Origin of the sequence: Planotetraspora mira, from assembly GCF_016863275.1 — a bacterium.
Lineage (GTDB): Bacteria > Actinomycetota > Actinomycetes > Streptosporangiales > Streptosporangiaceae > Planotetraspora > Planotetraspora mira.
Map to the genome: position 1 here is coordinate 15,738 of NZ_BOOO01000045.1, position 24,581 is coordinate 40,318.

Here is a 24,581-nt window from a genome sequence, read left to right on the forward strand (position 1 = left end):
CATGGGCGACGTCAGGCCGCGTCTCGCGGTCTCCAGCTGTCTGCTGGGCGAGCCGGTCCGGTTCAACGGGGGCCACAGCCGCGACAGGTTCCTCACCGGCACCCTGTCCGAACACGTGGATCGGGTGCCCGTCTGCCCGGAGATGGAGATCGGCCTCGGCGCCCCGCGCGAGACGCTCCGCCTCGAGCACTCCGCACGCGGACCGCGCCTGATGACCCGTTCGTCCCGGCTCGACCTCACCGACCGCATGACGGCCCACGCCGAGTCCCGCGCGGCGGGTCTCGACGTGGACGGCTACGTGTTCAAGACCAAGAGCCCCAGTTGCGGGCTCCATGGCATCCCGATCCACGCGGGCGGAGCCGGCACTCCGGGCGCGGGGGGCGCGAGAGTGGACGCCGACCGGCGCAACCGCGGCCTGTTCGCGGGCATCGTCGTCGGCGTCCACCCGTTGCTCGCGGTCGAGGACGAGGGCCGGCTGCACGACGCCGTGCTCCGTGAGGCGTTCGTCGAGCGGATCTTCGCCGTCGCGCGGCTCCGCGAGTTCCTGGCCGGCGACTGGCGGCCGCGCGACCTGGTGGCCTTCCACGCCGCCCACAAGATGCAACTCCTCGCGCACGCCCCCGCGCTCTACCGCGAGCTCGGCCGGCTGGTCGCCGAGGCGGGCTCGCGGCCGCGCGACGACCTGGCGGCCGCATACGGCCACGCGTTCCGCACGGCCTTGGCGACCAGGACGTCCGTCGGCCGCAACGCCAACGTCCTGGAGCACTGCCTCGGGATGGTCGGCGACCGCCTCGGGCGGGTCCGCCGGGCCGACGTGCTCGATGTGATCGGCTCCTACCGGGCCCGGCGGGTCGCGCTGAACGTGCCCGTGACCCTGCTCCGCCACCACGCGAGGGGCGAAGGGGTCACCTACGTCTCCGACCAGACCTACTTCCGGCCCTACCCGGACGACCTCGGGCTGCGCAACCACATCGCCGCATGACCCGGCCGCCGTGGTCAGGCGGACTGCGCGGCGTCTCCGGAAGGGCTCGCCCCCGATGGCGCGCGGCCGGCCCGTCCACCGTGGCCCGGTTCCGCCGCGGACTCGGCGGGCCTGCGGGATTCCCCGGGTTCCCCGCTCTCTCCGGGCTGCCCGCTCTCCTCGGGTTCCTCGGGTTCCTCGACCGACTCGAGACCGGCGAGGATGGTGGCCAGGATGTCGTGGAACTGCCGTATCTGGTCGCGTGAGAGCGGGTCGAACACCCGGCGCCGCACCTCGTCGACGTGGCCGGGAGCGGCCTTCTCGAGTGCGGCGAAGCCCTCGGCGGTCAGCTTCGCCATGGTGGTGCGGCGATCCTCGTCGTGCTTGATCCGCCGCACCCAGCCTTTCTCCTCCAGGCGTGCCATGGCATGCGAGAGCCTGCTGGCGGAGAACTGGGTCACCGAGGCGAGCTGAGTCATGGTCATCGTGCGGTCGGGCGACTCCGACAGGCAGACGAGCATGATGTAGTACGCGTGGGGGATGCCCGAGTCCTGCTGCAGTTGCCGTTCGAGGGCTTCCCAGAGCAAGTGGTTGGTCCAGATGTAGGCGCGCCAGGCCCCCTGCTCCTCCTCGTCGAGCCAACGCGTCTCCGACATGGGCTCAAGCGTACCGATGAGGTTGAGATTTCAACCGCCTTCCGGCCATCCGGTTCACCCGCTTCCGCCGCCCGGCCCGGCCGTACGAGGCGGGAGGGCGGCCGCGCGGTTTGAATCCCTCACGCGAGGAACTGTCGAAGCATGGACGCACTCGCGAAAGTCGACGCCTACTGGCGAGCCGCCAACTACCTGTCCGTCGGTCAGATCTACCTCATGGACAACCCGCTGCTCGCCGAGCCGCTCCGGCCCGAGCACGTCAAGCCCCGGCTCCTCGGCCATTGGGGGACCACCCCGGGCCTGAACTTCTGCTTCGCGCACCTCAACCGGGTCATCCGGGAGCGCGACCAGAACATGATCTACATCTGCGGGCCGGGACACGGCGGCCCGGCCGCGGTCGCGCACGCCTGGCTGGAGGGCTCCTACAGCGAGCGGTATCCCGACGTCTCCCAGGACGCGGAGGGCATGCGACGGCTGTTCCGGCAGTTCTCCTTCCCCGGCGGCATCCCCAGTCATGTCGCCCCTGAGACGCCCGGGTCGATCCACGAGGGCGGCGAGCTGGGCTACTCGCTCGCCCACGCGTACGGCGCCGCCTTCGACAATCCCGATCTCGTCGTCGCGTGCGTCATCGGCGACGGGGAGGCGGAGACCGGTCCCTTGGCCGCCAGCTGGCACTCCAACAAGTTCCTCGATCGAGATAGGGACGGCGTCGTCCTGCCGATCCTGCACCTCAACGGATACAAGATCGCCAACCCGGCCGTGCTCGCCAGGATCCCCGAGGAGGACCTGGTCAAGCTCATGGAGGGCTACGGCTACCGCCCCCACATCGTGTCGGGGGACGACCCGGGGGCCGTTCACGAGGAGATGGCCGAGACGCTGGAGTCCGTCTTCGACGAACTGGCCGACGGCGGACGGCTCCCCATGATCGTCCTTCGTACGCCGAAGGGCTGGACCGGCCCTCGCGAGGTCGACGGGCTGCCAGTCGAGGGCACCTGGCGGGCCCACCAGGTGCCGCTGGAGCAGGTCAGGGAGCGGCCGGAGCGCCTCGCGACGCTGGAGGAGTGGATGCGCTCCTACCGGCCGCAGGAGCTGTTCGACGCTCGCGGCGGGCCGGTCGAGGAGATTCTCCGTACGGTGCCGGACGGTCCGCGCAGGATGAGCGCCAACCCGCACGCCAACGGCGGGGAACTGCTGCGCCCGCTGGTGCTTCCCGACTTCCGCGACTACGCGGTCGAGGTGAAGTCGCACGCGTCCTCGCCCACCGAGCCGACCCGGGTGCTCGGCGGCTTCCTGCGGGACGTGTTCGCCGGGAACCCCGGGAACTTCCGGCTGATGGGCCCGGACGAGACGGCGTCCAACCGGCTGTCGGCGGTGTTCGAGGCCACCCCCAAGGCGTGGGACGCCGAGATCCTCCCCACCGACGAGCACCTGGCTCCGGACGGCCGGGTGATGGAGGTGCTGAGCGAGCACCTGTGCCAGGGGTGGCTGGAGGGATACCTGCTGACCGGCAGGCATGGCCTTTTCAACTGCTACGAGGCGTTCATCCACATCGTCGACGCGATGTTCAACCAGCACGCCAAATGGCTGGAGTCGACCCGGAGGATCGGGTGGCGGCGTCCGGTGGCCTCGCTGAACTACCTGCTGTCCTCGCACGTCTGGCGGCAGGACCACAACGGCTTCAGCCACCAGGACCCCGGATTCCTCGACGTCGTGATGAACAAGAAATCCTCCGTCGTCCGGGTATACCTGCCGCCGGACGCCAACACCCTGCTGTCGGTCGCCGACCACTGCCTGCGCTCACGGGACTACGTCAACGTGGTCGTGGCCGGGAAGCACCCCGTGCTCGATCTCATGACCATGGACGAGGCCGTCAGTCACTGCACCCGCGGAGTGGGCGTCCTCGACTGGGCGAGCAACGACGACGGCGTCGAGCCCGACGTCGTGCTGGCCTGCGCCGGTGACGTGCCCACCATGGAGACACTCGCCGCGGCGGCCCTGCTCCGCGCCCACCTGCCCGAGCTCAAGATCAGGGTCGTCAACGTGGTCGACCTCATGCGCCTCCAGCCGCCGTCCGAGCATCCGCACGGCATGAGCGACGCCGAGTTCGACACGGTCTTCACCGCGGACAAACCCGTCATCTTCAACTTCCACGGGTATCCGTGGCTGATCCACCGGCTCACCTACCGGCGCAACGGCCACGACAACCTCCACGTCCGGGGTTACCGGGAGGAGGGCACGACGACGACGCCGTTCGACATGGCGATGATGAACGACATCGACCGCTACCACCTGGTGATGGACGTCATCGACCGGGTGCCCGCGCTCGGCGGCAGGCAGGCGCACCTGCGGCAGCACATGGCGGACACCCGCCTCCGCTGCAAGCTCTACACGCGGGAGCACGGTGAGGATCCCGTCGAGATCCGCGAATGGGTGTGGCCCTACTGACCGCGCGTTCTCGGGCGTCGTTTCCGGGAAAGGACTCGCAGGCCGATCACCGCGTCATTAGGGTCATACGGTGATCGAGGGCATCGATGTGTCCGATTGGCTGCCGTCCGTGGAGTGGGACGGCGCCGTGTTCGGCTTCGCCCGGGCCACCGAGGGCGACCGGGGGGTCGACTCGGCCTACGCGGGCCACCGGGACGCCATGGACGCGGCGGGCGTGCTGGCGGGGGCATACCACGTGGCCAGGCCGGGAGGCGATCCGATCGCCCAGGCCGCGCACTTCCTCGGCCACGCGGACGCCGGCCTGCTCGCCGTCGATCTCCGCGTCTCCGACGGGCTCGCGCCCGCCGAGGTGGCCGCCTTCGCCCGGCGGTGGTGCGACGAGGTGCGCCGCCTCGCGGGAGTGCGGCCCATCGTCCGGACGATGCGCCACTTCGCCGCCGAGGGGAACTGCGCCGGGCTGGCGGACCTCCCACTGTGGATCGCCGCCCCCGACCGGCCCAGGGGGCAGCCCTCGGTTCCGCCGCCCTGGACGTCCTGGACGCTGCACCAGTACGCCAGCAGCCCGGTGAACCGCGACACCTTCGCCGGATCACTGGAGGAACTCTCGACCCTCGCCACGCGGGAGTAACCAAGCGAAATAGGGGTGGTGGCACCGGTAGCATCGGATGCGGGAGGAACCCGCCCGGCCGTCGAGGCATGGTCCGACGCGCGGGGCCCCCGTCAGATCAGTCCCGCAGCATCCGTACGCAAGGAGTCACCGTGTCTGCCGTCCTCGAAATACGCATCACCCTCGCCGGAGCCGAGCGTGTGGTCGCGGCGGGGACGACGGCGGGGGAGGCCCTGGGCGCCGACGGCAGAACGGTCATCGCGGCGAAGATCAACGGCGACCTGCGCGACCTGGCCGCCGAGGTGTCCGAAGGCGACGTCGTCGAGCCGGTCGCGATCGACAGCGCCGACGGGCGGGCGATCCTGCGCCACTCGACCGCGCACGTCATGGCCCAGGCCGTCCAGGAGATCTTCCCGGAGGCCCGGCTCGGCATCGGCCCGCCCGTGGAGAACGGCTTCTACTACGACTTCGACGTCAAGGACCCGTTCACCCCCGACGACCTCAAGCGCATCGAGAAGCGCATGCGCGAGATCGTCAAGCAGGGGCAGACCTTCCACAGGCGGCGGGTCTCCGACGACGACGCACGCGAGGAACTCGCGGCCGAGCCGTACAAGCTGGAGCTCATCGGGCTCAAGGGCGGCGCGGCAGGCTCCGACGACGGCGCGGACGTCGAGGTGGGCGGCGCGGAGCTGACCATCTACGACAACCTCGACCCCAAGTCGGGCGAGTTGTGCTGGAAGGACCTGTGCCGCGGGCCGCACCTGCCCACCACCCGGGTCATCCCGGCCTTCAAGCTGATGCGGTCCGGCGGCGCCTACTGGCGGGGCAGCGAGAAGAACCCGCAGCTCCAGCGCATCTACGGCACCGCGTGGGAGTCCAGGGACAAGCAGGACGAATACCTCCGCCTGCTGGAGGAGGCCGAGAAGCGCGACCACCGCAAGCTGGGCGCCGAGCTGGACCTGTTCTCCTTCCCCGACGAGCTCGGTTCGGGGCTGCCGGTGTTCCACCCCAAGGGGGGTGTGATCCGCCGCGTCATGGAGGACTACTCGCGCCGCAGGCACGAGGAGGCGGGCTACTCCTTCGTGAACACCCCGCACATCACCAAGGAGCACCTCTACAAGGTCTCCGGCCACCTCGACTGGTACGCCGACGGCATGTTCCCGCCCATGGAGCTCGAGGGCGCGCGGTACTACCTGAAGCCGATGAACTGCCCCATGCACAACCTGATCTTCAGGGCGCGCGGGCGGTCCTATCGCGAGTTGCCGCTGCGGTTGTTCGAGTTCGGCACCGTGTACCGGTACGAGAAGTCAGGCGTGATCCACGGGCTGACCCGGGTCCGCGGCCTCACCCAGGACGACGCGCACATCTATTGCACCCGTGACCAGATGCGCGACGAGCTGAAGTCGCTGCTGCGGTTCGTGCTCGACCTGCTCCGCGACTACGGCCTCGAAGACTTCTACCTGGAGCTGTCCACCAAGGACCCGGTGAAGTACGTCGGCTCGGACGACGCGTGGGAGGAGGCCACCGAGACCCTGCGCGAGGTGGCCGAGTCGGAGAACCTCGATCTGGTGCTCGACCCGGGTGGCGCGGCCTTCTACGGCCCCAAGATCTCCGTACAGGTGCGGGACGCCATCGGCCGGTCATGGCAGATGTCGACCATCCAGCTCGACTTCAACCTGCCGGAGCTCTTCGAGCTGGAATACCAGTCGGGTGACGGATCGCGGCAGCAGCCGGTGATGATCCACCGGGCGCTGTTCGGGTCGATCGAGCGGTTCTTCGGCGTGCTGGTCGAGCACTACGCGGGCGCCTTCCCGCCCTGGCTCGCCCCGGTGCAGGTCGTCGGCATCCCGATCGCCGACGCCCACGCCCCTTACCTGCTGGACGTCGCCAAACGGCTGCGGGAGCACGGCATCAGGGTCGAGGTCGACGTGGCCGACGACCGGATGCAGAAGAAGATCCGCAACGCGCAGAAGGCCAAGGTGCCGTTCATGCTGCTCGCCGGCGACGAGGACGTCGCCGCCGGCGCGGTGTCGTTCCGGTACCGGAACGGCGAGCAGAAGAACGGGGTGCCGATCGAGGAGGCGATCGCCGAGATCGTCGACGCCGTCGAGCGGCGCGTCCAGGTCTGATCGAACGGTCTGATCGAAACGGCTACGGCCTGCGTCCCGCTACCGGGGCGCAGGCCGTAGCCGCGTCAGAAGGCCCTCAGGAGGCCTCCTAGAAGTTCTCGTCCTCCGGCTCGGCGGGCTTGTCGCCCTCGCCGGGGAGGCGCACGTCGTCCACCGTCACGTTGACCTCGGTGACCCGCATGCCGAGCATGTGGCTGACCGAGCGTGCCACGTTGGCCCTGACGTCGGTGGCCACCTCCATCACCACGTAGCCGTACTCGATCACGATGGTGATGTCGACGGTCACCTGCTGGTTCAGGATCGAGGCCCGGACGCCCTGGTTGGCCCGCTTGGCGCCCAGCCCGATGCGGTCACGCACGCTCTCGAATGCGCGCTCGAGGTCGCCGCCGAGGTCCGCCACACCGGCGATCTCCAGGGCGGCGAGCGCCGCCACCTTCTCGACGACCTCGTCCGCCACCTTGATCCTGCCCCTGACCGCCACGGCGAAGCCGTCGGTCATCGCGGACGCGGTCCCCGGCTCCGGCAGGGTGAAACCGCCCTGAGCCGGCGCCTCAGTGGACGTCTGCTCCGTCGCCTCCTCGCCCTCGTACTCGTCATGCTGATCTTCAGCGTGCTCCTGGCCCTGCTCGACTGCGACGTCGGTCATTGTCCAACTCCTCGGCGATTACGGCCCCGCGTGCTCCGCGCAGCAGGAGAATTCTGCCCGAAGATCGAATGGTTTGTCCCGAACAATGCCCAGCACGCGTAGGAGAGATCCGCGAGTCATATGCTGCTTCACATGCGGCAGGCACGTCGGAACGAGGGGAGAGGGCGGCTGTGAGTTCAGAGCCCATCGAGCAGGCCGGCGCGGGGACGCCGGACAACTTCCAGCGCCTCTGGACCCCGCATCGCATGGCGTACATCAAGGGCGAGAACAAGCCGAGCGGGACGGGGGAGGGCGACGGATGCCCGTTCTGCGAGATCCCCAAGATGCCTGATGAGGACGGCCTGATCGTCGCCCGCGGCTCCGTCGTCTACGCCGTCCTGAACCTGTACCCGTACAACTCCGGCCACCTGATGGTCGTGCCGTACCGGCACGTGGCCGACTACGCGGACCTGGACGAAGCGGAGACCGCCGAACTGGCCGAGTTCACCAAGCGCTCGACGCTCGCCCTCAGGAAGGCCAGCGGCGCCCAGGGCTTCAACATCGGCATGAACCTCGGCGGGGTCGCGGGCGCGGGCATCGCCGCCCACCTGCACCAGCACGTGGTCCCCCGGTGGGGCGGCGACACCAACTTCATGCCCGTGGTCGGGCACACCAAGGTCCTGCCGCAGCTTCTGCGAGACACCCGTACGCTGCTCGCGGGCGCCTGGCCCGCGTCCTAGGCGGGTTTGCTCCGCGGGGCTGGGCGGGCTCTGCTCCGCAGGATAGGCGGGTTGCTGCGCGGGGCTAGGCGGGCTGCTCCGCAGGGCTGGGCTCGAGCGACGGGACGGTGCCCGGCGCCTGCTCGCCGAGTTCCAGCGCGCGGATGCCCGCGCTGAGCACGAGCGGGACGGCGAGAGCGAGGGCCATCGACAGGACGGCGGCCCCCGAGTCGTTGACCAGCATGCCCACCACGCCGCTGACGAGCGCACCGAGCAGGCCCGCCTTGAGCGTCGGCGCCCGTTCGAACGCGAGCGGCAACACGCCCGCGCTCGCCTTGCCGGGGCGGAGCAGCGCGAAGACGAGGAACGCGAAGGCGGCGATCACCACGGGCATCAGGTTGGGGCTGATCAGCGTGTGCAACATCGCGCCGAGCTTGCGCGAGATCACGGGAAGGAAGGTGCCGTCGAAGACCTGCCCGACGAACCGCCCCAGATGTGTCTGGTCGGCGGCCGGGCGGAGGTAGTCGAGGTAGGCGATGCCCATGACGAGCACGCCGCCCGCCACGCAGAAGGCGCCGAGCTTGATGATCGACACCCGCTTGCCCGCCACGATCAGCGCCGCCACGGCGATGCCCGGAACGAAGGCGATGACGCCGCCGAAGTCGCTGCCGACGCCCGGCCAGCCGTCCAGCAACATCGCGAAGCCGCCCAGACCGGCCACCAGGCCCACGGCGAGCGTCCTGCGGCCGGAGCGGACCAACCTGTCGGCGATCGCCGTCGTGACGAGCAGGACGGCCGTCGCGAGAAGGGCGAACGGGATGTTGCCGAGGCCGTAGTAACGGGCGCCGACCACTCCCGTGTAGCCCATCATGCTGTTGAGCTGGAGCGGCGTCCCCGTCAGCAGGTCGGCGAGCAGCACGACCGCCGTCACCCCCGCGACCACGGTCGGCGGCCCGAGCAGGCTGCGGCGCCACGGTCCGAGGAGGGCGACCGCGCTCAGCAGGACGGCCGTCACCAGGATCGCGCCGAAGAGAGTGACCGTCGGCAGCGGCGAACGGGCCCAGGGGAGGAGATTGACGAGGTAGGTCGAGGCGGGGATCGAGGCGAGCGTGATGGCCGAGACCCGGACGCCGCGCAGGCCGCTGCGGCGGCGCATCAGCAGGAACGCCGTGATGTAGAAGGCCACCTGCAGCACGGCCACAGTGGTGAAGAACACCCCGGTCCAGTCGCGGATCGTCTGCCCGGCCACGTCGGCCACCTTCAGGGAGTCGACCTGCTCGCCGACGTTCCGTCCGGTCGTGTGGCTCTCCATCGTCGTTCCCACGACGGTCGCCGGAGGCGTGACGGCCAGACCGGCGAGGATCGTGGACGTGAAGTCCGGAAGGATCACCATGTCGTCCCGATGGGTCGACCGGCTGCCGAGCGTGAGTGGCTGCGCGGAGCCGGCCGGGCCGGGCGTGTACTGCATGGCCGCCCGCAGGTGGGGGACCGTCCCGTGGTCGGAGAGCCCGGCGACGAGGACCGTGCTGGTCCCGAGGTGGAGGAGCGCCGGTCCCAGCGTCGCGTCCGCCGCCTTGACCGCCGCGCGGCGGGCCTCGGGGGTCAGCTTCTCGACGGTCGTGGTGACCTTGTCGTTCTCGATGTACGGCGTGATCAGGTCGCCGGCGTCGACCGCGACGACCTTGCAGCGGGTCCAGTCGGTCACCTGCGCCGGGGTGTCGGCGTAGACGTCGACCTTGCCCTGCCGGTCGGCCAGGGCGAGCGCGGCCCCGGGGCCGACCGCCATCGTGCACTGCCGCGCGTCGTGGACGGCCTGGCCGAGCGTGCCCGCGTACTGCTGGTCGCGGACGTCCCAGAGCCAGTTGAACTCCGGCACGACGGCGCCCTCGCCCTGCTTCTCCGGGGTGGGCGGCATGCCGCATTTGGCCCCCACGGCCGACCTGACTCCGGCCGAGACCGTGAGCCAGCCGTCATAGGGGCAGGTGATGTTGCCGACGGTCCGTACGGACAGGGAGCCGAGGGCACTCGACCCGGCCAGCTTCCAGAGGTTCGGGGTGTCGGTCTGGTTGATGTCGCTCCACATCAGACCGGGCACTCCGATGAGGACCACCTGTTGGCCTTGAGCGGCGTCGGTGGTCGCCTGTGGGGCCTGGACTTGGGCCATGGCCGCACCTGCGGGGGCGAGCACGCAGAACAGCGCCCCCACCACTAGCGCGATCAGCCGACGCCTCACGGTTGACCTCCTGGATCATGCACAAGTTCGCGCCCACGCTATCGGACCAGCCCACCCCTTGTGCGTGATCATGCTCAAGTTCGGCAGAAGGCCCCCTGACCTGCCCCAACACCGCGCGTGATCATGCACAGGTTCGGGTGGAGCCCTCGCGACCTGCCCGAACTCCAAGCGTGATCATGCACAGATTCGTGAAGTGCCCCCGCGATCTGCGAAGACATCGACCGTGATCATGCTGTGCCTGGTATCGACAGGGGTTTCCGCCTAGTGTCCTCTGCTTCGGAGCGATCCGGAGGAGTGCCGTTCTCTCTGGTCGGGGTCCGTTTCTAGGTTCGGAACCATGGAGGCCGGTAGGGCCTCATTAGGCCACTTCTGTGGGGATTGTGTGGGGAGTGCAGAGGGCGACATACGGCCGTTCCCGCCTGTAGCTTGGCAAGACGCGCGTTCCCTCAGAGGTGACCGATGATCGCAGACGCACTGCTGACCCCGGAGCAGCTAGCCGAGTACCTGAAGGTGTCACCAGAGTGGGTCGACAAGAACATCTATGACCTGCCGTTCGTGAGGATTGGCAAGTCGTACCGGTTCCCGAAGGGGGACATTGACCAATGGCTGAGATGGTCTGAGTACTGCGGCCTGCCTCCGAAGTTTTTCGGCAAGCAGGTCTAGGCAAGTACCTAGAACATCCATGCTCGGGCCGATCAGCCCAGGCTCTACTCCTTCTTGCGGTGCTTGGAGACTGCGCAGGCCACCGCGCCAAGCATTGCGATCATGGCGATCCGGAGGAGAACATCGCCCACGCGTTCGGTGCCAAGGTTGAGGGAGAAGAGGCCTCCAAGGATGAGTGTCCCCGTGCCAACGGCAAGGAAGACGTTACGTCCGGTTAGTCCGAAGAGCTCAAGCATGCGGGCGATGCTATGGCCCGCCACTCAGTCCGCACCAGGATGATCGCTTAGGCGATCGCGCTCACTCGGGCGGCTCAGGCGTTCCACGATTGGCACCCTCACGACCCGCCCGCCATGCGCAACCAGGTGCTCCGCCGCGGGTTAATGCGACGGTGATCGCGTGCATACCCTGACCCCCATGCCGGGTGGTGGCCAGTGTGCTTACTGAAAAGTAGACGGACATCTGGCCGGAGATCGCCGCGCCTGCCCAGAGCCAAGCTTTAGAGCTTTTCATTGATCGTTCTCACTTCTAATCGTCAGTGATCACTCGGGGGCTGATCCACGATCGGCAACGGGTGGAGCACCCCGCTGGATGAACGACATGGACCGCTGTCCATGGTCTGCTTGGCTTGTCCCAGGGCGATGGCGAGCGGGGTGATCAGGCCCTTACCTCAGCCATCTACGGCCGGCGACGACGAGCGGGCCCTTGACGATCACCTCGGAGCCGGAGCGCCCCTGCTGGGGGCAATTTCTGCATTCGTGTTGGCGGTAGCTTTTGCTCGTGCAGACGACATATCACCCCCGTTGGCCTCTGGTTCTCCTATCGAGCCTGGCTTTCCCCGTGCTTTTCGGAGTTGTCTTCGCAGCCGTGTCGCGTTCGGTCTTCGGCGCGGTGGTCGGAGCGCTTCTCGCCTTCGTGCTGGTGACTTTTAGAGTGAGACGTCGATCTCTGACGGTTCACGAGGATGGGATGACTGCACAACGGGATGCTTACAGGGTCTCCGTCAAATGGGCCGATCTGGTCGAGGTGCGGCGGGACAAGCTCGGGGGTCTGGTTCCCCTCGATGTGATGGTCTTCAGCCGCAGCGAGCTCGAACCGGTCGATGCGCGCGGCAAGGTGCGGCGTTCTGTCCCGCCGAAGGTCACAGAAGTCGGCGCTGATCGGCGAATCCAGGTCGGGGTCTACCTGCGCGACTGGCGTGAAAGCCCGATCGGACGGGCGGTTGCGGCTACGGGCTTCCAAGCTTGAGTGACGTTCGCTCGCGCGGCCCGAGCGCCTGGCGGCCGGGACCGGCCCTCAGGCCGCCTGCCCGGCCGGCGAGCAGGCTAGGGTCGCGAGGCCTTCGCCCGAACCCGTGCATGATCACGAATGATGTTGGGCCTGGTCAGGCGGCCACTTTACGAATCTGTGCATGATCACGCTTGGAGTTCGGGCAGGTCGCGAGGCATCCGCCCGAACCTGTGCATGATCACGCCCGGTGTCGGGGCAGGTCAGGGCACCTTCTTACGAACTTGTGCATGATCACGCCCGGTGTCGGGGCAGGTCAGGGCACCTTCTTACGAACTTGTGCATGATCACGCCCGAGAGAGAGGGTCAGCGGATGGCTAGGCGGGTGGGGAGGCTTTCGTTGCCGAGGCGGTCGAGGGTGGTCACGTAGTACGTGCCGGCGACCTTGCCCGCATAGCTGGGAGCGTGCGTGGCCGGGACGACGGCGATGAGGTTCCGGCCGTCGGCTGTGGCGCACGTGCCTGCACTGTCGACCCGGTAGATCCCATAGGAGCGGGCGCCGGACTGGGCGGCCCATGCCAGCGTCCGGCCGTTGTGCTTCAGCCCGCTCGGGGCGGCGGGAGCCTTGGTGCTCATCCCCTTGATCAGGGGGAGGAGCGCGGGCCTGGTGTAGTACTCCTTCACGAGCCGGTCCATGACCGAGAGCGGGTTCGTTCGGAGCTGGGAGGCGTTGAAGAACACGTCGCCCTTGACCTCGGGGTACTTCTGGTTGACCGCCAGGTGCGAGGGCAGCTCATCGGGCTTGGCCCAGGCCGGGATCGTCTTGGTGCCCACCTGGTAGAGCGCCTGGCCGATGTAGAGGTCGACGCCGGTGCCCTTGACCGCGTTCGCCCACCAGGGGACCAGGACGTTGTAGTCGGCGATCGCGTATCCCCGCGGCCAGTAGATCTGGGGGATCAGGTAATCCACCGAACGCGCCTTGATCCACGCCTTCGCATCCGCATAAATCGAGCTATATGCGGACATGCCCTTTGTATTCGAACCCGATGAAACTTCGGATTTGTTTCGCCAGATGCCGAACGGGCTGACGCCGAACTTCACGTACGGCTTCTCCGTGTGAACGGCCTTTGAGACCTGGGCGATCAGCTTGTTGACATTGTCCCGCCGCCAGTCGGCCAGCTTCATGCCCTTGCCGTACGTCTTGAAGGCGGCCGAGTCGGCGAACTGCGTCCCCTGCCCCGGATAGGGATAGAAGTAGTCGTCGAAGTGGATGCCGTCCACGTCGTAGCGCCGGGTCACGTCCTTCACGACCTTGGTGACCCAGTCGCGGACCTGCGGGAGCCCGGGGTTGTAGTAGAGCTTGCCCTCGTGCTTCACGACCCAGTTGGGGTGAAGGCGGGCGGGGTGGTTCGCGGGCAGTTTCGACAGGTCCGTGGTGTCACCGGCGCGGTAGGGGTTGAACCACGCGTGGAACTCCATGCCGCGCTTGTGCGCCTCCTGGATGAGGAAGGGCAGCGGATCCCAGCCGGGGTTCTTGCCCGCCGTGCCGGTCAGGTACTGCGACCAGGGCTCGAGCGAGGAACTGTAAAGAGCGTCCGAGGCCGGCCGTACCTGCAGGAACACCGCGTTGAACCGGCGCTTGGCCGCGAGGTCGAGGAGTTTGACGTACTCGGCCCGCTGCTGGGCGGGCGTCAGGCCGGCGCGGGAGGGCCAGTCCAGGTTGTGCACCGTGGCGATCCAGATGCCGCGCAGTTGCCGTTTGGCGTAACGGGCGCTGGTCGTGCACGACGCCGTGCTCGCGGGCTCGGCCATCGTCGCTCCAGATCCCGCCGCGGGGGAGCGGGGGGTCGCGGGGCGTGCCACGGCACGCGCGTCACCCGCCCGTGCCGACAGTTGCGTCCGCGCGGCGGCGGCGGCCTGCTCGACCTGCTCGGCCCGGGCACCCGGTCCGTAGGCGTACGCGACTCCCATGGCGGCGGCCGCGGCCAGGATGCCGGCGAGCAGCGGCCGGCTCACCCGTCTCCGCTCAGTCACGTGATGACCTCCCCGATTCCCGATGCATACCGCCATCAGTCTTGCACCGGCAAATCGATGGTTTCCCCGAAGAAAAGAAAGTCATCTCATGTTGCTGATGTGATAAAGCGAGACGCACGTCATGGAGTTCCCCGGGCGCCGGCCGTACGAAACTCCGGCGCCCGGGAAACACCTGATGATCGCTAGGCGGAGTCCGAGGCGAGCTTGTCCGCGAGGTGCGAGGGGAGCGGCTCGTACCGCAGGAAGACGCGGTGGAACGTCCCCGTGCCGTGGGACATCGACCGCAGATCGATGGCGTACCGGGTGATCTCCAGTTCCGGCACCTCCGCCTTGACCAGCGTGCGCCCGGTGCCCACGGGTTCGGTGCCGAGGACCCTGCCGCGCCGCGAGGACAGGTCCGACATGACGGCCCCGACGAACTCGTCGGCCACCAGGATGGACACCTGGTCGACCGGCTCGAGCAGCAACGTCGGCACCTTCGCCGCGGCCTCCTTCAGCGCCAGTTGGCCCGCGATCTGGAAGGCCATGTCGGAGGAGTCGACCGAGTGCGCCTTGCCGTCGTAGAGGGTGACGCGGATGTCGACCATCGGATATCCGGCGACGACCCCGCGCTCCATCTGCGCCCGCACTCCCTTCTCCACCGACGGGATGAACTGGCGTGGCACCACGCCGCCGACGATCTTGTCGACGAACTCCAGCCCGCCGCCCGACGGCAGCGGCTCGATCTCGAGATGGCAGACGGCGTACTGCCCGTGGCCCCCGGTCTGCTTGACGTTGCGCCCGGTGCCCTGGACCTTCCCGCCGAACGTCTCCCGCAGCGGCACCCGCAGCTCGACCTTCTCCACCTCCACGCCGTGCCGCTTGGACAGCCGGTCGAGGAGCACGTCGGCATGGGCCTCGCCCATGCACCAGAGCACGAGCTGGCGCGTTTCGGCGTTGTTCTCCAGCCGCAACGTCGGATCCTCGGCGACGAGACGGGCGAGCGCCTGACTCAGCTTGTCCTCGTCGGCCTTCGACTTGGCCTGGATCGCGACGGGCAGCAGCGGATCGGGCATGTCCCACGCCCTCATGAGCAGCGGGTTGTCCTTGTCCGACAGCGTGTCGCCGGTCTCCGCGCGCGTCAGCTTCGCGATCGCGCAGATGTCGCCGGCCACGCACTTGCCGAACGGCCGCTGGGTCTTGCCCAGGGGCGAGGACAGGCTGCCGACGCGTTCGTCCACGTCATGGTCCTCGTGTCCCCGGTCGGCCATCCCGTGCCCGGAGACGTGGACGACCATGTCGGGGTGGAGGGTCCCGGAGAAGACCCGCACCAGACTGATCCGCCCGACGTACGGATCGCTCGTCGTCTTGACGACCTCGGCCACCAAAGGTCCGGACGGATCGGCGGTGATGTTGGTCACCGGCTTCCCGTCGGTCGTCGTGATCTCGGGAAGCGGGTGCTCGATCGGCGAGGGGAAACCCTGGGTGACGATCTCCAGGATCTCCAGCATGCCGACGCCGGGCGCCGCGGCCAGGACCGGGTGGAAGGTGCCCCGCGCGACGGCCTTCTCCAGGTCGTCGATGAGGACCTTGGTTTCGATCTCCTCACCGGAGAGGTAACGGTCCATGAGGGACTCGTCCTCGCTCTCCTGGATGATCCCCTCGATCAGGTCGCCCCGGTACTGCTCGATCAGCTCGAGCTGGCCGGAGTCCGGTTCCCGTTCCGTACGGCCGCCGGCCCCGTACTCGAAGAACCTCTGGGACAGCAGGCCGAGCAGCCCGATGCCGTCCACGGGAAGATAGAGGGGGGCGACGCCGTCTCCGAAGGCCTCCTGGCAACTCGCGAGGACCTCGTCGAAGTTGGCGCGCGGATGGTCGATCTTCGTGATGATCACCGCGCGGGGCATGCCGACCAGCCCGCACTCTTCCCAGAGCATCCGGGTCAGGCCGTCGACGCCCTCGGCGGCCGAGACGACGAACAGCGCCGCGTCGGCCGCGCGCAACCCCGCGCGCAGGTCGCCGACGAAGTCCGCGTAACCGGGGGTGTCGAGAAAATTGATCTTGATTCCGTTGTGCACGACAGGGGCGACGCAGAGGTTGACGGAGCGTTGCTGGCGAACCTCCACCTCGTCGAAGTCGCACACCGTGGTGCCGTCCTCGACCCTGCCCGTGCGCGGTACGGTGCCCGTCGCCACGAGCAACGCCTCGATCAGGGTGGTCTTGCCGGCTCCAGAATGGCCGACCAGCACGACATTGCGCACCATGTCCGGCCGATCGGCCGCGGGTGCTCTGCCCGCGGCTCCTGTTGTAGCGCCGGTAGATCTTTCGGCCACGTCGCCTCCCGCGTCTCAGAGCGGTCGGGATGGGCACGTCGCACGCTCCCCGCGCCGGCCGCTCGTGCCGTCGCTGTCCGCGCCCATGGCCCCGCCCTCGCGGAGCGCGCGTGGGAGTCAACGTGGCGTTTCACTGCACGTCACCTCCACGCGGCCTGTCAGGCGCGTGTTCTTCACCCTTTACCCATGTGGCGAGGATCACAAGACTTTTCGACGGAATGTCCTTGCGAGCTCGCCGTGCTGTTCATGGCCTACGATCGGACGGCCATGTTGAGCATCCTGCGCCCTGCCGTCACCCGAATCATGACGCCGCTGGGCAGAACCCTCGCCCGGCTGGGCATATCGCCCGACGCCATCACCCTGGTCGGAACGCTCGGCGTGGTGGCCTCGGCGCTCTTCTTCTTTCCCCGCGGACAACTGTTCCTCGGAACCGTCGTGATCACCGTCTTCGTGTTCGCGGACGCGCTGGACGGCGTGCTCGCCAGGATGACGGGGAAGGGCAGCGTGTGGGGAGCCTTCCTGGACTCCACGCTGGACCGTCTGGCGGACGCCTCGGTCTTCTCAGGTCTCATCCTTTACTTCGTCCTCAAGGACGACCCGGAGATCGTCCTCGCGGGTGTCGCATTGTTCTGCCTCGTCGCGGGAGCATTGGTGTCCTACGCCAAGGCCAGGGCAGAAGGCCTGGGGATGACCGCGAACGTGGGCATCGCCGAGCGGACGGAGCGACTCGTGGTCGCGCTGGTCGCGGCCGGGTTGTCCGGGCTTGGCGTGCCGTACATCCTGGCGATCGGGCTCTGGCTGCTCGCGGCGGCGAGCGCCTTCACGGTCGTCCAGCGCATGGTCCACGTGTACAGACAGGCGGTGGTCAGATGAAGCGCGCGGCCGGCACCCCACCCGTCCGGGTGCCGCTGGGGGACCGTCTCGTGGCGGCGGCCTACTCGGTGGGCTGGGTCGTGGTCCGCCGGGTGCCCGAGAGGCTCGCCGCGTGGTTCTTCCGCTTCCTGGCCGACTGTCTGTGGCGCAAGCAGGGCACGTCGGTACGCCGCCTGGAGTCCAACCTGGCGCGGGTCGTGGGCGGCGACCCCGCCGACCCGGCCATCCGCGAACTGAGCCGAGCAGGGATGCGGTCGTACTTCCGGTACTGGATGGAGGCGTTCCGCCTCCCCTCGATGGACCGGGACCGGATCCTGTCCAAGACCCGCGCCGTCGACGGGGAGTTCATCTTCGACAACATCGACAAGGGCCGCGGGGCGGTGATGGCCCTGCCTCACATGGGGAACTGGGACCTCGCCGGGGCGTGGCTGGCCCACAAGGGGTATCCCTTCACCACGGTCATGGAGCGACTGCGGCCCGAGTCGCTGTACGAACGGTTCCTGGCCTACCGCCAGAGCCTCGGCATGGAGGTCCTGCCTCTCACCAGCAAGGGCGGCGGCAGCGCGATGGCCTTCGGCACGCTGGCCAAGCGGCTGCGCGAGGGCCGTCCGGTGTGCCTGCCCGCCGAACGGGACCTGACCGCCTCGGGCGTGGAGGTCGACTTCTTCGGCGCCAAGACCCGCATGGTCGCCGGGCCCGCGCTGCTCGCGATCCAGACGGGGGCCGCGCTGCTGCCCGCCGTGTTGTGGTTCGAGGGCGACGGCTGGGGCATCCGCATCTGTGAGGAGATCCCGGTGCCGGTGGAGGGGACCAGGCAGGAGAAGGTCGCCGCGATGACGCAGACCCTCGCCTCCGTCTTCGAGAAGGGCATCGCCGAGCATCCGGAGGACTGGCACATGCTCCAGCGCCTGTGGCTCGACGACCTGGAGCCCCGGCCTGTGGGAGCGCCGTGAAGATCGGCATCGTCTGCCCGTACACCTGGGACGTCCCGGGGGGCGTTCAGGCGCACATCCGGGATCTCGCCGAGGCGCTCATCGCCGACGGGCACGACGTGTCCGTCATCACTCCGGCCGCCGAGGACGCCCCGCTGCCGTCCTACGTCACCTCCGCCGGCCGCGCCGTGCCCGTGCCGTACAACGGGTCGGTGGCGCGTCTGGCCTTCGGCTTCCTGTCGGCCAACCGGGTGCGCAAGTGGATCAGGGAGGGCCGGTTCGACGTGCTGCACGTGCACGAGCCCGCCGTGCCGTCCCTCGGAGTGCTGGCCTGCTGGGTGGCGCGCGGCCCGATCGTGGCCACGTTCCACGCCTCCTACGAACGCTCGCGGGCCATGTCGGTGGCCGCGCCGATGTTGCAGAGCGCGCTGGAGAAGATCAACGCAAGGATCGCCGTCTCCGACGCTGCCCGCAGGACCCTCGTCGAGCACCTGGGCGGCGACGCGGTGCTGATCCCCAACGGGGTCACCGTCAGCAGATACGCCGAGGCCACACCCCTTCCCGGGTGGGGGCCCGACGGCGGCGTGATCGGGTTCCTCGGCCGGATGGACGAGCCGCGCAAGGGACTGCCCGTCCTGCTGGAGGCGTTCTCGCTGCTCGCCCCCGAGAGGCCGGGCCTGCGTCTCCTGATCGCCGGGCCCGGTGATCACGACGACGTGCTCGACCGGGTCCCCAAGCAGTACCGGGACCGCGTCGGGCTGCTGGGCATGGTGAGTGAGGCCGACAAGGTCCGCGCCTATCACTCGGTCGACGTGTTCTGCGCTCCCAACCTGGGCGGCGAGAGCTTCGGCATCGTCTTGACCGAGGCCATGTCCGCCGGGGCGCCGATCCTGGCCAGCGACATCCCCGCGTTCCGCCGGGTGCTCGGCGGAGGGCAGGCGGGGGCGCTGTTCGCGACCGGCGACGCCGCGGCGCTCGCCGAGGAGGCCGCACGTCTCCTCGACGACCCGGGCCGCCGGGCCAAGCTCTCCGACGAGGCCCGCCACGCCGTGCGCAAGTACGACTGGTCGACCGTCGCCCGTGACGTCCTACGCGTCTACGAGACCGCTGCCGCCGCGGACGCGGGGGTCGTGGAGGAGGTCGCGTGACGACCACCCTGATCCTCGTCATCGGCGTGCTCGTGGTGCTCGCCAGCGTCTACGTCTCCTGGCGGGCGGGCCGGCTCGACCGCCTGCACATCAGGCTGGAGGCCGCGCAGGCCGCCCTCGACGCCGCCCTGCTGCGCCGCGCCGCCGTCAGCCTGGAACTCGCCGGATCGCGCATCCTCGACCCGGCGACGTCGCTCGTCCTCGCCGCCGCAGCCCATGAGGCCCGTACGTCGGGCCCCGAGGAGCGGGAACACGCCGAGAGCGACCTGTCCAAGACCCTGCGGGCGGTCGTCGACCAGGAACGGTTCGACGAGAAGCTCACCGAGCATCTCGCGGGCCCGGCGTTGATGAAGGAACTCGACACGGCGGTGGCCAAGGTCGTCTACTCCCGCCGCTTCTTCAACAACGCCGTCGCGGTCACGCGTAGGGCGCAGCGGCGCTGGCTGGCGCGCACGCTCAGGCTCGCGGGGCACACGGACTACCCCCAGTTCTTCGAGATCGATGACGCCCCGCCGGAGTCTCTTGCCGCGGAGTAGTCCGATTTGACCGAATGTATGCGGACATCGTGCCGCCCGCCGGTAAGCTCATGCCGTTTCATGGCATGAGGACCACGTCTGATGGGCATGTTGTGCCTGCTCAGGGGGTCCCCACGGGAGGTGCTGAACAATGCGGGCAGTGACGGGCTTCACCCTTGCCCTAGGGGTCGTGCTGGCGGGAGCGGGGTGCTCGTCGGACGAGGAGCCCGCCAAACAACCACTGGCGGCCACGGCGTCGCCTTCGCCCTCCCCGTCGCCGACGGCGCCGCCCGAGCATCCGTTCACGGGGCGTGAGACCGCCGACCGCAAGCCCGTGCTGCTCGTGAAGATCGAGAACACTCATGCGGGCAAGCCCCAGATGGGCCTGCGCAGCGCCGACATCGTCTACGTCGAGCAGGTGGAGGGCGGCCTGACCCGGCTGATGGCCGTGTTCTCGTCGAAGCTGCCCGCCCAGGTGGGGCCGGTCCGCAGCGCCCGCATCTCCGACCTGCACATCCTGCCGCTCTTCGGCAAGCCGGCCCTCGGCTACTCCGGGGTCCAGCCGAAGATGATCCCCTATGTCCAGAAGGCGCCGCTCTTCGACGTCTCCGACAGCGCCGCGCCCTCGGCGTACAGTCGCGTGCCCGGGCGGGTCGCGCCGTACAACCTGTTCGCGAGCCCGAAGAAACTGCTGGCCAAGGCTCCGGACGCGAGCAAGGCGCAGGACATCGGCTTCGTCTTCTCCGACGAGGCGCCCGCGGGGGGAACCGCCAAGAAGTCGTACAGCGTGAAATATCCCGCGGCCAGGTTCTCCTTCGCCTGGTCGGCGCCGCAGAAGCGGTGGCTGGTGACCCAGGACGGGGCCAAGGACATGGCGGCGGAGGGCGGCCAGCAGGGTGCGCCCACGGTCGTGATCCAGTGGGTCAAGACCGACCGTTCGCAGTTCCACGACGTCAACGGCAGCTACACGCCCCTCATCCACAGCGTGGGTGAGGGCAAGGGCATCGTGCTGCGGGACGGCAAGGCGTACAACGTGTCGTGGTCGCGGCCCTCGGAGAAGGAGGGCACCACCTACACGATGGCCGACGGGAAGCCGATGCCGTTCTCCCGGGGCCAGGTGTGGGTCGTGCTGGCTTCGAAGAAGCCGGTCTCCCCGTGATGCAAACGGTACAAAGTTAGCGATCAACCCTGACAGAGTGGAACGTAAGGGGATGGACCGGCCAGGACCTACGATGGAGGTGACAATCGTAGGCCCGCCGACGTGAGGTAACACCGTGTCCAGCAGCACCCCCGAAATCAACGAGTCCGCCGTCGGCACCGCCCGCGTGAAGCGTGGAATGGCGGAGATGCTCAAGGGCGGGGTCATCATGGATGTCGTCACCCCTGAGCAGGCCAAGATCGCCGAGGACGCCGGCGCGGTGGCGGTCATGGCTCTGGAGCGCGTGCCCGCCGACATCCGCGCCCAGGGCGGCGTGTCGCGGATGAGCGACCCCGACATGATCGAGGGCATCATCGGCGCGGTGTCGATCCCGGTGATGGCCAAGGCGAGGATCGGCCACTTCGTCGAGGCTCAGGTGCTGCAGGCGCTCGGAGTCGACTACGTCGACGAGTCCGAGGTGCTGACGCCCGCCGACTACGCCAACCACATCGACAAGTGGCAGTTCACGGTGCCCTTCGTGTGTGGCGCGACCAACCTTGGGGAGGCGCTGCGCCGCATCACCGAGGGCGCCGCGATGATCCGCTCCAAGGGTGAGGCGGGCACCGGCGACGTCTCCAACGCGACCACCCACATGCGGCAGATCCGCGGCGAGCTGAAGCGGCTGACCTCCCTGCCCGAGGACGAGCTCTACGTCGCGGCCAAGGAACTGCAGGCGCCGTACGAACTGGTCGCCGAGGTGGCCAAGGCCGGCAAGTTGCCGGTGGTGCTGTTCACGGCCGGCGGCATCGCGACACCGGCGGACGCGGCGATGATGATGCAGCTCGGCGCGGAGGGCGTGTTCGTCGGCTCCGGCATCTTCAAGTCGGGTGACCCGGCCAAGCGTGCGGCGGCGATCGTGAAGGCCACCACGTTCTTCGACGACCCCGATGTCATCGCCAAGGTCTCGCGCGGCCTGGGCGAGGCCATGGTCGGCATCAACGTGGACGACGTCCCCGTCTCACACCGCCTGGCCGAACGCGGCTGGTAACCCCACCCACCCCGGCCTCGGGCTCAGACTCGGGCGTGATCATGCTCAGGTTCGTAGAAGGATGTGCTGAGCTGCGCCCTCTCGCGCCGTGATCATGCACACGTTCGGGGATGCACCGTCTGAGCTGGGCCTTTCTTGTTCGTGATCATGCGCAGGTTCGGGAATTGACGGTCTGAGCTGCTCGTTCGTTGTTCGTGATCATGCACGTGTATTCGGGGATTCCGTGGATGTGCATGATCACGGATGGTGTTCAGGCATGTCGGAGGCATGATCACCGAACCTGCGCATGATCACGCGGAAGGTTCGCGCAGGTGGGACGGCCTGAATGCGAATCTGTGCATGATCACGCCCGGAGATGGGGCTGGTCGGACGGCACATCTCCGAACCCGTGCATGATCACGCCGGAGGCGGGGGTGGGGGGTTAGGGTCTGGGGTGTGACGACGGACGACACGGGACGGCTGGCGGGGAGTCTGTCGCGGGAGCTCCGCGACCTCGTCATGCTGCTTCGCCGTACGACCGCGGGACAGCCGGTGACCGCCCAGCAGTACTCCGTTCTCGGCTCCCTCGAAGGCGCCCCGCGCCGTATGTCCGAGTTGGCCGAAGAGCACGGCGTGCAGTTGCCCACCATGACCGTCCAGATCAACCGGCTCGAGGACGCGGGCCTGGTCGCCCGGGGCACGGACGCCTCCGACGCCCGCGTCCGCACGGTCGAGCTGACCAGCGAGGGCCGGTCCCGGCTCCATGCCGTACGGCAGGCGAGGATCTCCTACCTCACCCGGCAGTTGGACAGGCTCACCGCTGAAGAACGGCGCGCCATCAGTGCGGCCCTGCCCGCACTGGCCAAGCTCGGCCGCGGCTGACCCACCGCGCCCGCCGCCGGTTTGGGGCGTCGCCCCGCATGGTCATACGCTGAATCGGCCACCAGATGAAGGGACTGCCGTGACCTCTGCGCCGAAGATCGGTGTGCTCGCCCTCCAGGGCGACGTGCGCGAGCACGTCCGCGCCCTGGAATCGTCGGGCGCAGGCGCGATGCCCGTTCGCCGCCAGGAAGAGCTCGACGCGGTGGACGCGCTGGTCATCCCGGGTGGAGAGTCGACCACGATGTGGAAGCTCGCGACCGCGTTCGAGCTTCTCGAACCGCTCCGGCTGCGGATCAAGGAGGGCATGCCCGCCTACGGCTCCTGCGCCGGCATGATCATGCTGGCCGACCGCATCGAGGGCGGGATCGAGGGACAGCAGACTCTCGGCGGCATCGACATGGTCGTCCGCCGCAACGCGTTCGGCCGTCAGATCGACTCCTTCGAGGCCGATCTCGACTTCGCCTCGCGGGGCCTGATGAGGGCCGTGTTCATCCGCGCGCCCTGGGTCGAGTCCGTCGGCCCGGAGGTCGACGTGCTGGGTCGCGCTCGACGAGAGGATGCGGTGAGCGATCCTGGGGATAGGATCGTCGCGGTCCGGCAGGGACCGCTGCTCGCGACATCCTTCCATCCGGAGCTGACCGGAGATGCGCGGGTTCATTCGTATTTTGTCGAAATGGTGAGGGAGTTCTAGGCGATGTCCGGCCACTCCAAATGGGCGACGACGAAGCACAAGAAGGCGGCGCTCGACTCCAAGCGCGGCAAGCTTTTCGCCAAGCTCATCAAGAACATCGAGGTCGCGGCCAGGACCGGCGGTCCCGATCCGGACGGCAACCCGACCCTGTACGACGCGATCACCAAGGCGCGGAAGAACTCCGTCCCCATCGACAACATCGAGCGCGCCCGTAAGCGCGGCGGCGGTCTCGAGGCGGGCGGCGCCGACTGGCAGACCATCATGTATGAGGGCTACGCCCCCGGCGGCGTCGCCATCCTGATCGAGTGCCTGACCGACAACCGCAACCGCGCGGCGTCGGAGGTCAGGGTCGCTCTGACCCGCAACGGCGGCTCTCTCGCCGACCCCGGCTCGGTCTCGTACATGTTCAACCGCAAGGGCGTCGTGATCGTCCCGCGAGCCTCGCTGACCGAGGACGACGTGCTCATGGCCGTCCTGGACGCGGGGGCGGAGGAGGTCAACGACCTCGGCGAGAACTTCGAGGTCGTCTCCGAGGCGACCGACCTCATCCCGGTCCGCAAGGCCCTGCAGGACGCCGGGATCGACTACGAGTCGGCAGAGGCGAGCTTCATGGCCACGATGAACGTCCCGCTCGACGAGGAGGGCGCCCGCAAGGTCTTCCGCCTCATCGACGCGCTCGAGGACAGCGACGACGTCCAGAACGTCTGGGGCAACTTCGACGTCAGCGACGAGGTCATGGAGAAGCTCGAAGAGGACTAGCGCCGGGCGAA

Annotated in this window: 22 protein-coding genes; 16 read left to right on the forward strand and 6 right to left on the reverse strand. The window is 68.6% G+C overall.

Annotated features, from left to right (window positions below; genetic code table 11):
• Window position 1: 1 nt before the first annotated feature.
• On the forward strand, window positions 2-982 hold the full coding sequence (locus Pmi06nite_RS36790) for a YbgA family protein (RefSeq protein WP_203957843.1): 981 nt from the start codon (window positions 2-4) through the stop codon (window positions 980-982).
• Between the two features lie 14 nt (window positions 983-996).
• Here the strand turns inward: Pmi06nite_RS36790 and Pmi06nite_RS36795 are convergent, their stop codons facing one another.
• Window positions 997-1,617 carry a MarR family winged helix-turn-helix transcriptional regulator gene (locus tag Pmi06nite_RS36795; RefSeq protein ID WP_203957844.1) on the reverse strand — a complete coding sequence of 207 codons (621 nt, stop codon included), beginning with the start codon at window positions 1,615-1,617 and terminating at the stop codon, window positions 997-999.
• Window positions 1,618-1,758: 141 nt separating this feature from the next.
• Between Pmi06nite_RS36795 and Pmi06nite_RS36800 the strand changes: the two genes are divergently transcribed.
• The 3 genes from Pmi06nite_RS36800 to thrS all read left to right on the forward strand — a co-directional run bounded on the left by Pmi06nite_RS36800 (window position 1,759) and on the right by thrS (window position 6,795).
• Window positions 1,759-4,059, forward strand: coding sequence for a phosphoketolase family protein (locus Pmi06nite_RS36800; protein ID WP_203957845.1), 2,301 nt, complete (start codon window positions 1,759-1,761; stop codon window positions 4,057-4,059).
• A 70-nt stretch (window positions 4,060-4,129) separates the two neighbouring features.
• Window positions 4,130-4,687: a glycoside hydrolase family 25 protein gene (locus tag Pmi06nite_RS36805; protein WP_203957846.1), complete on the forward strand. Its 558-nt coding sequence runs from the start codon at window positions 4,130-4,132 to the stop codon at window positions 4,685-4,687.
• Between the two features lie 131 nt (window positions 4,688-4,818).
• Window positions 4,819-6,795 (forward strand): threonine--tRNA ligase, encoded by a 1,977-nt coding sequence (gene thrS, locus Pmi06nite_RS36810; protein WP_203957847.1) that lies wholly within the window; start codon window positions 4,819-4,821, stop codon window positions 6,793-6,795.
• A gap of 88 nt (window positions 6,796-6,883) precedes the next feature.
• Here the strand turns inward: thrS and Pmi06nite_RS36815 are convergent, their stop codons facing one another.
• The gene (locus Pmi06nite_RS36815; RefSeq protein WP_203957848.1) at window positions 6,884-7,441 is read right to left on the reverse strand and encodes an Asp23/Gls24 family envelope stress response protein; all 558 of its coding nucleotides are present in this window, start codon (window positions 7,439-7,441) and stop codon (window positions 6,884-6,886) included.
• A 170-nt stretch (window positions 7,442-7,611) separates the two neighbouring features.
• On the opposite strand from Pmi06nite_RS36815, the gene Pmi06nite_RS36820 reads away from it, so the two are divergent.
• The gene (locus tag Pmi06nite_RS36820) at window positions 7,612-8,160 is read left to right on the forward strand and encodes an HIT family protein (protein WP_239114455.1); all 549 of its coding nucleotides are present in this window, start codon (window positions 7,612-7,614) and stop codon (window positions 8,158-8,160) included.
• A gap of 64 nt (window positions 8,161-8,224) precedes the next feature.
• Here Pmi06nite_RS36820 and Pmi06nite_RS36825 read toward each other — a convergent pair whose 3' ends face one another.
• Window positions 8,225-10,372: a hypothetical protein gene (locus Pmi06nite_RS36825; protein WP_203957849.1), complete on the reverse strand. Its 2,148-nt coding sequence runs from the start codon at window positions 10,370-10,372 to the stop codon at window positions 8,225-8,227.
• 459 nt (window positions 10,373-10,831) lie between these two features.
• Here Pmi06nite_RS36825 and Pmi06nite_RS36830 point away from each other — a divergent pair, with 459 nt between their 5' ends.
• Window positions 10,832-11,035, forward strand: coding sequence for a helix-turn-helix domain-containing protein (locus tag Pmi06nite_RS36830; RefSeq protein WP_203957850.1), 204 nt, complete (start codon window positions 10,832-10,834; stop codon window positions 11,033-11,035).
• Between the two features lie 44 nt (window positions 11,036-11,079).
• Here Pmi06nite_RS36830 and Pmi06nite_RS36835 read toward each other — a convergent pair whose 3' ends face one another.
• Complete coding sequence (locus tag Pmi06nite_RS36835; protein ID WP_203957851.1) at window positions 11,080-11,271, reverse strand: hypothetical protein; 192 nt, start codon at window positions 11,269-11,271, stop codon at window positions 11,080-11,082.
• Window positions 11,272-11,872: 601 nt separating this feature from the next.
• On the opposite strand from Pmi06nite_RS36835, the gene Pmi06nite_RS36840 reads away from it, so the two are divergent.
• Complete coding sequence (locus Pmi06nite_RS36840; protein ID WP_203957852.1) at window positions 11,873-12,280, forward strand: hypothetical protein; 408 nt, start codon at window positions 11,873-11,875, stop codon at window positions 12,278-12,280.
• A 345-nt stretch (window positions 12,281-12,625) separates the two neighbouring features.
• Here the strand turns inward: Pmi06nite_RS36840 and Pmi06nite_RS36845 are convergent, their stop codons facing one another.
• Window positions 12,626-14,293, reverse strand: coding sequence for a glycoside hydrolase family 10-like protein (locus Pmi06nite_RS36845; RefSeq protein ID WP_239114456.1), 1,668 nt, complete (start codon window positions 14,291-14,293; stop codon window positions 12,626-12,628).
• Window positions 14,294-14,475: 182 nt separating this feature from the next.
• Window positions 14,476-16,605, reverse strand: a complete 2,130-nt coding sequence (locus tag Pmi06nite_RS36850; RefSeq protein ID WP_203957853.1) for an elongation factor G-like protein EF-G2 — start codon at window positions 16,603-16,605, stop codon at window positions 14,476-14,478.
• 267 nt (window positions 16,606-16,872) lie between these two features.
• Between Pmi06nite_RS36850 and pgsA the strand changes: the two genes are divergently transcribed.
• The 9 genes from pgsA to Pmi06nite_RS36895 all read left to right on the forward strand — a co-directional run bounded on the left by pgsA (window position 16,873) and on the right by Pmi06nite_RS36895 (window position 24,570).
• Window positions 16,873-17,478 (forward strand): phosphatidylinositol phosphate synthase, encoded by a 606-nt coding sequence (pgsA, locus tag Pmi06nite_RS36855; RefSeq protein WP_203957854.1) that lies wholly within the window; start codon window positions 16,873-16,875, stop codon window positions 17,476-17,478.
• Window positions 17,475-18,431: a phosphatidylinositol mannoside acyltransferase gene (locus Pmi06nite_RS36860; protein ID WP_203957855.1), complete on the forward strand. Its 957-nt coding sequence runs from the start codon at window positions 17,475-17,477 to the stop codon at window positions 18,429-18,431. Before pgsA ends, Pmi06nite_RS36860 begins: the two co-directional genes overlap by 4 nt.
• On the forward strand, window positions 18,428-19,558 hold the full coding sequence (locus Pmi06nite_RS36865) for a glycosyltransferase family 4 protein (protein WP_203957856.1): 1,131 nt from the start codon (window positions 18,428-18,430) through the stop codon (window positions 19,556-19,558). The genes Pmi06nite_RS36860 and Pmi06nite_RS36865 overlap by 4 nt, the downstream gene beginning before the upstream one ends.
• Window positions 19,555-20,094 carry a hypothetical protein gene (locus tag Pmi06nite_RS36870; RefSeq protein WP_203957857.1) on the forward strand — a complete coding sequence of 180 codons (540 nt, stop codon included), beginning with the start codon at window positions 19,555-19,557 and terminating at the stop codon, window positions 20,092-20,094. Before Pmi06nite_RS36865 ends, Pmi06nite_RS36870 begins: the two co-directional genes overlap by 4 nt.
• A 130-nt stretch (window positions 20,095-20,224) precedes the next feature.
• Complete coding sequence (locus Pmi06nite_RS36875) at window positions 20,225-21,232, forward strand: DUF3048 domain-containing protein (RefSeq protein WP_203957858.1); 1,008 nt, start codon at window positions 20,225-20,227, stop codon at window positions 21,230-21,232.
• Between the two features lie 115 nt (window positions 21,233-21,347).
• Window positions 21,348-22,259 carry a pyridoxal 5'-phosphate synthase lyase subunit PdxS gene (gene pdxS, locus Pmi06nite_RS36880; protein ID WP_203957859.1) on the forward strand — a complete coding sequence of 304 codons (912 nt, stop codon included), beginning with the start codon at window positions 21,348-21,350 and terminating at the stop codon, window positions 22,257-22,259.
• Between the two features lie 435 nt (window positions 22,260-22,694).
• Window positions 22,695-23,120 carry a MarR family winged helix-turn-helix transcriptional regulator gene (locus tag Pmi06nite_RS36885; RefSeq protein ID WP_239114457.1) on the forward strand — a complete coding sequence of 142 codons (426 nt, stop codon included), beginning with the start codon at window positions 22,695-22,697 and terminating at the stop codon, window positions 23,118-23,120.
• A gap of 79 nt (window positions 23,121-23,199) precedes the next feature.
• On the forward strand, window positions 23,200-23,811 hold the full coding sequence (pdxT, locus tag Pmi06nite_RS36890) for a pyridoxal 5'-phosphate synthase glutaminase subunit PdxT (protein WP_203957860.1): 612 nt from the start codon (window positions 23,200-23,202) through the stop codon (window positions 23,809-23,811).
• 3 nt (window positions 23,812-23,814) lie between these two features.
• Entirely contained in the window at window positions 23,815-24,570 is a 756-nt protein-coding gene (locus Pmi06nite_RS36895; protein WP_203957861.1) for a YebC/PmpR family DNA-binding transcriptional regulator, read from the forward strand.
• Window positions 24,571-24,581: the final 11 nt, after the last annotated feature.

Excerpts from the sequence above, each read along its gene's own strand:
- Pmi06nite_RS36800 (WP_203957845.1), top strand. The coding sequence starts at position 1,759 with ATGGACGCACTCGCGAAAGTCGACGCCTACTGGCGAGCCGCCAACTAC.
- Pmi06nite_RS36790 (WP_203957843.1), top strand. The coding sequence starts at position 2 with ATGGGCGACGTCAGGCCGCGTCTCGCGGTCTCCAGCTGTCTGCTGGGC.
- Pmi06nite_RS36815 (WP_203957848.1), bottom strand. The coding sequence starts at position 7,441 with ATGACCGACGTCGCAGTCGAGCAGGGCCAGGAGCACGCTGAAGATCAG.
- Pmi06nite_RS36835 (WP_203957851.1), bottom strand. The coding sequence starts at position 11,271 with ATGCTTGAGCTCTTCGGACTAACCGGACGTAACGTCTTCCTTGCCGTT.
- Pmi06nite_RS36860 (WP_203957855.1), top strand. The coding sequence starts at position 17,475 with ATGAAGCGCGCGGCCGGCACCCCACCCGTCCGGGTGCCGCTGGGGGAC.
- Pmi06nite_RS36875 (WP_203957858.1), top strand. The coding sequence starts at position 20,225 with ATGCGGGCAGTGACGGGCTTCACCCTTGCCCTAGGGGTCGTGCTGGCG.
- Pmi06nite_RS36895 (WP_203957861.1), top strand. The coding sequence starts at position 23,815 with ATGTCCGGCCACTCCAAATGGGCGACGACGAAGCACAAGAAGGCGGCG.
- pgsA (WP_203957854.1), top strand. The coding sequence starts at position 16,873 with ATGTTGAGCATCCTGCGCCCTGCCGTCACCCGAATCATGACGCCGCTG.
- Pmi06nite_RS36830 (WP_203957850.1), top strand. The coding sequence starts at position 10,832 with ATGATCGCAGACGCACTGCTGACCCCGGAGCAGCTAGCCGAGTACCTG.
- Pmi06nite_RS36795 (WP_203957844.1), bottom strand. The coding sequence starts at position 1,617 with ATGTCGGAGACGCGTTGGCTCGACGAGGAGGAGCAGGGGGCCTGGCGC.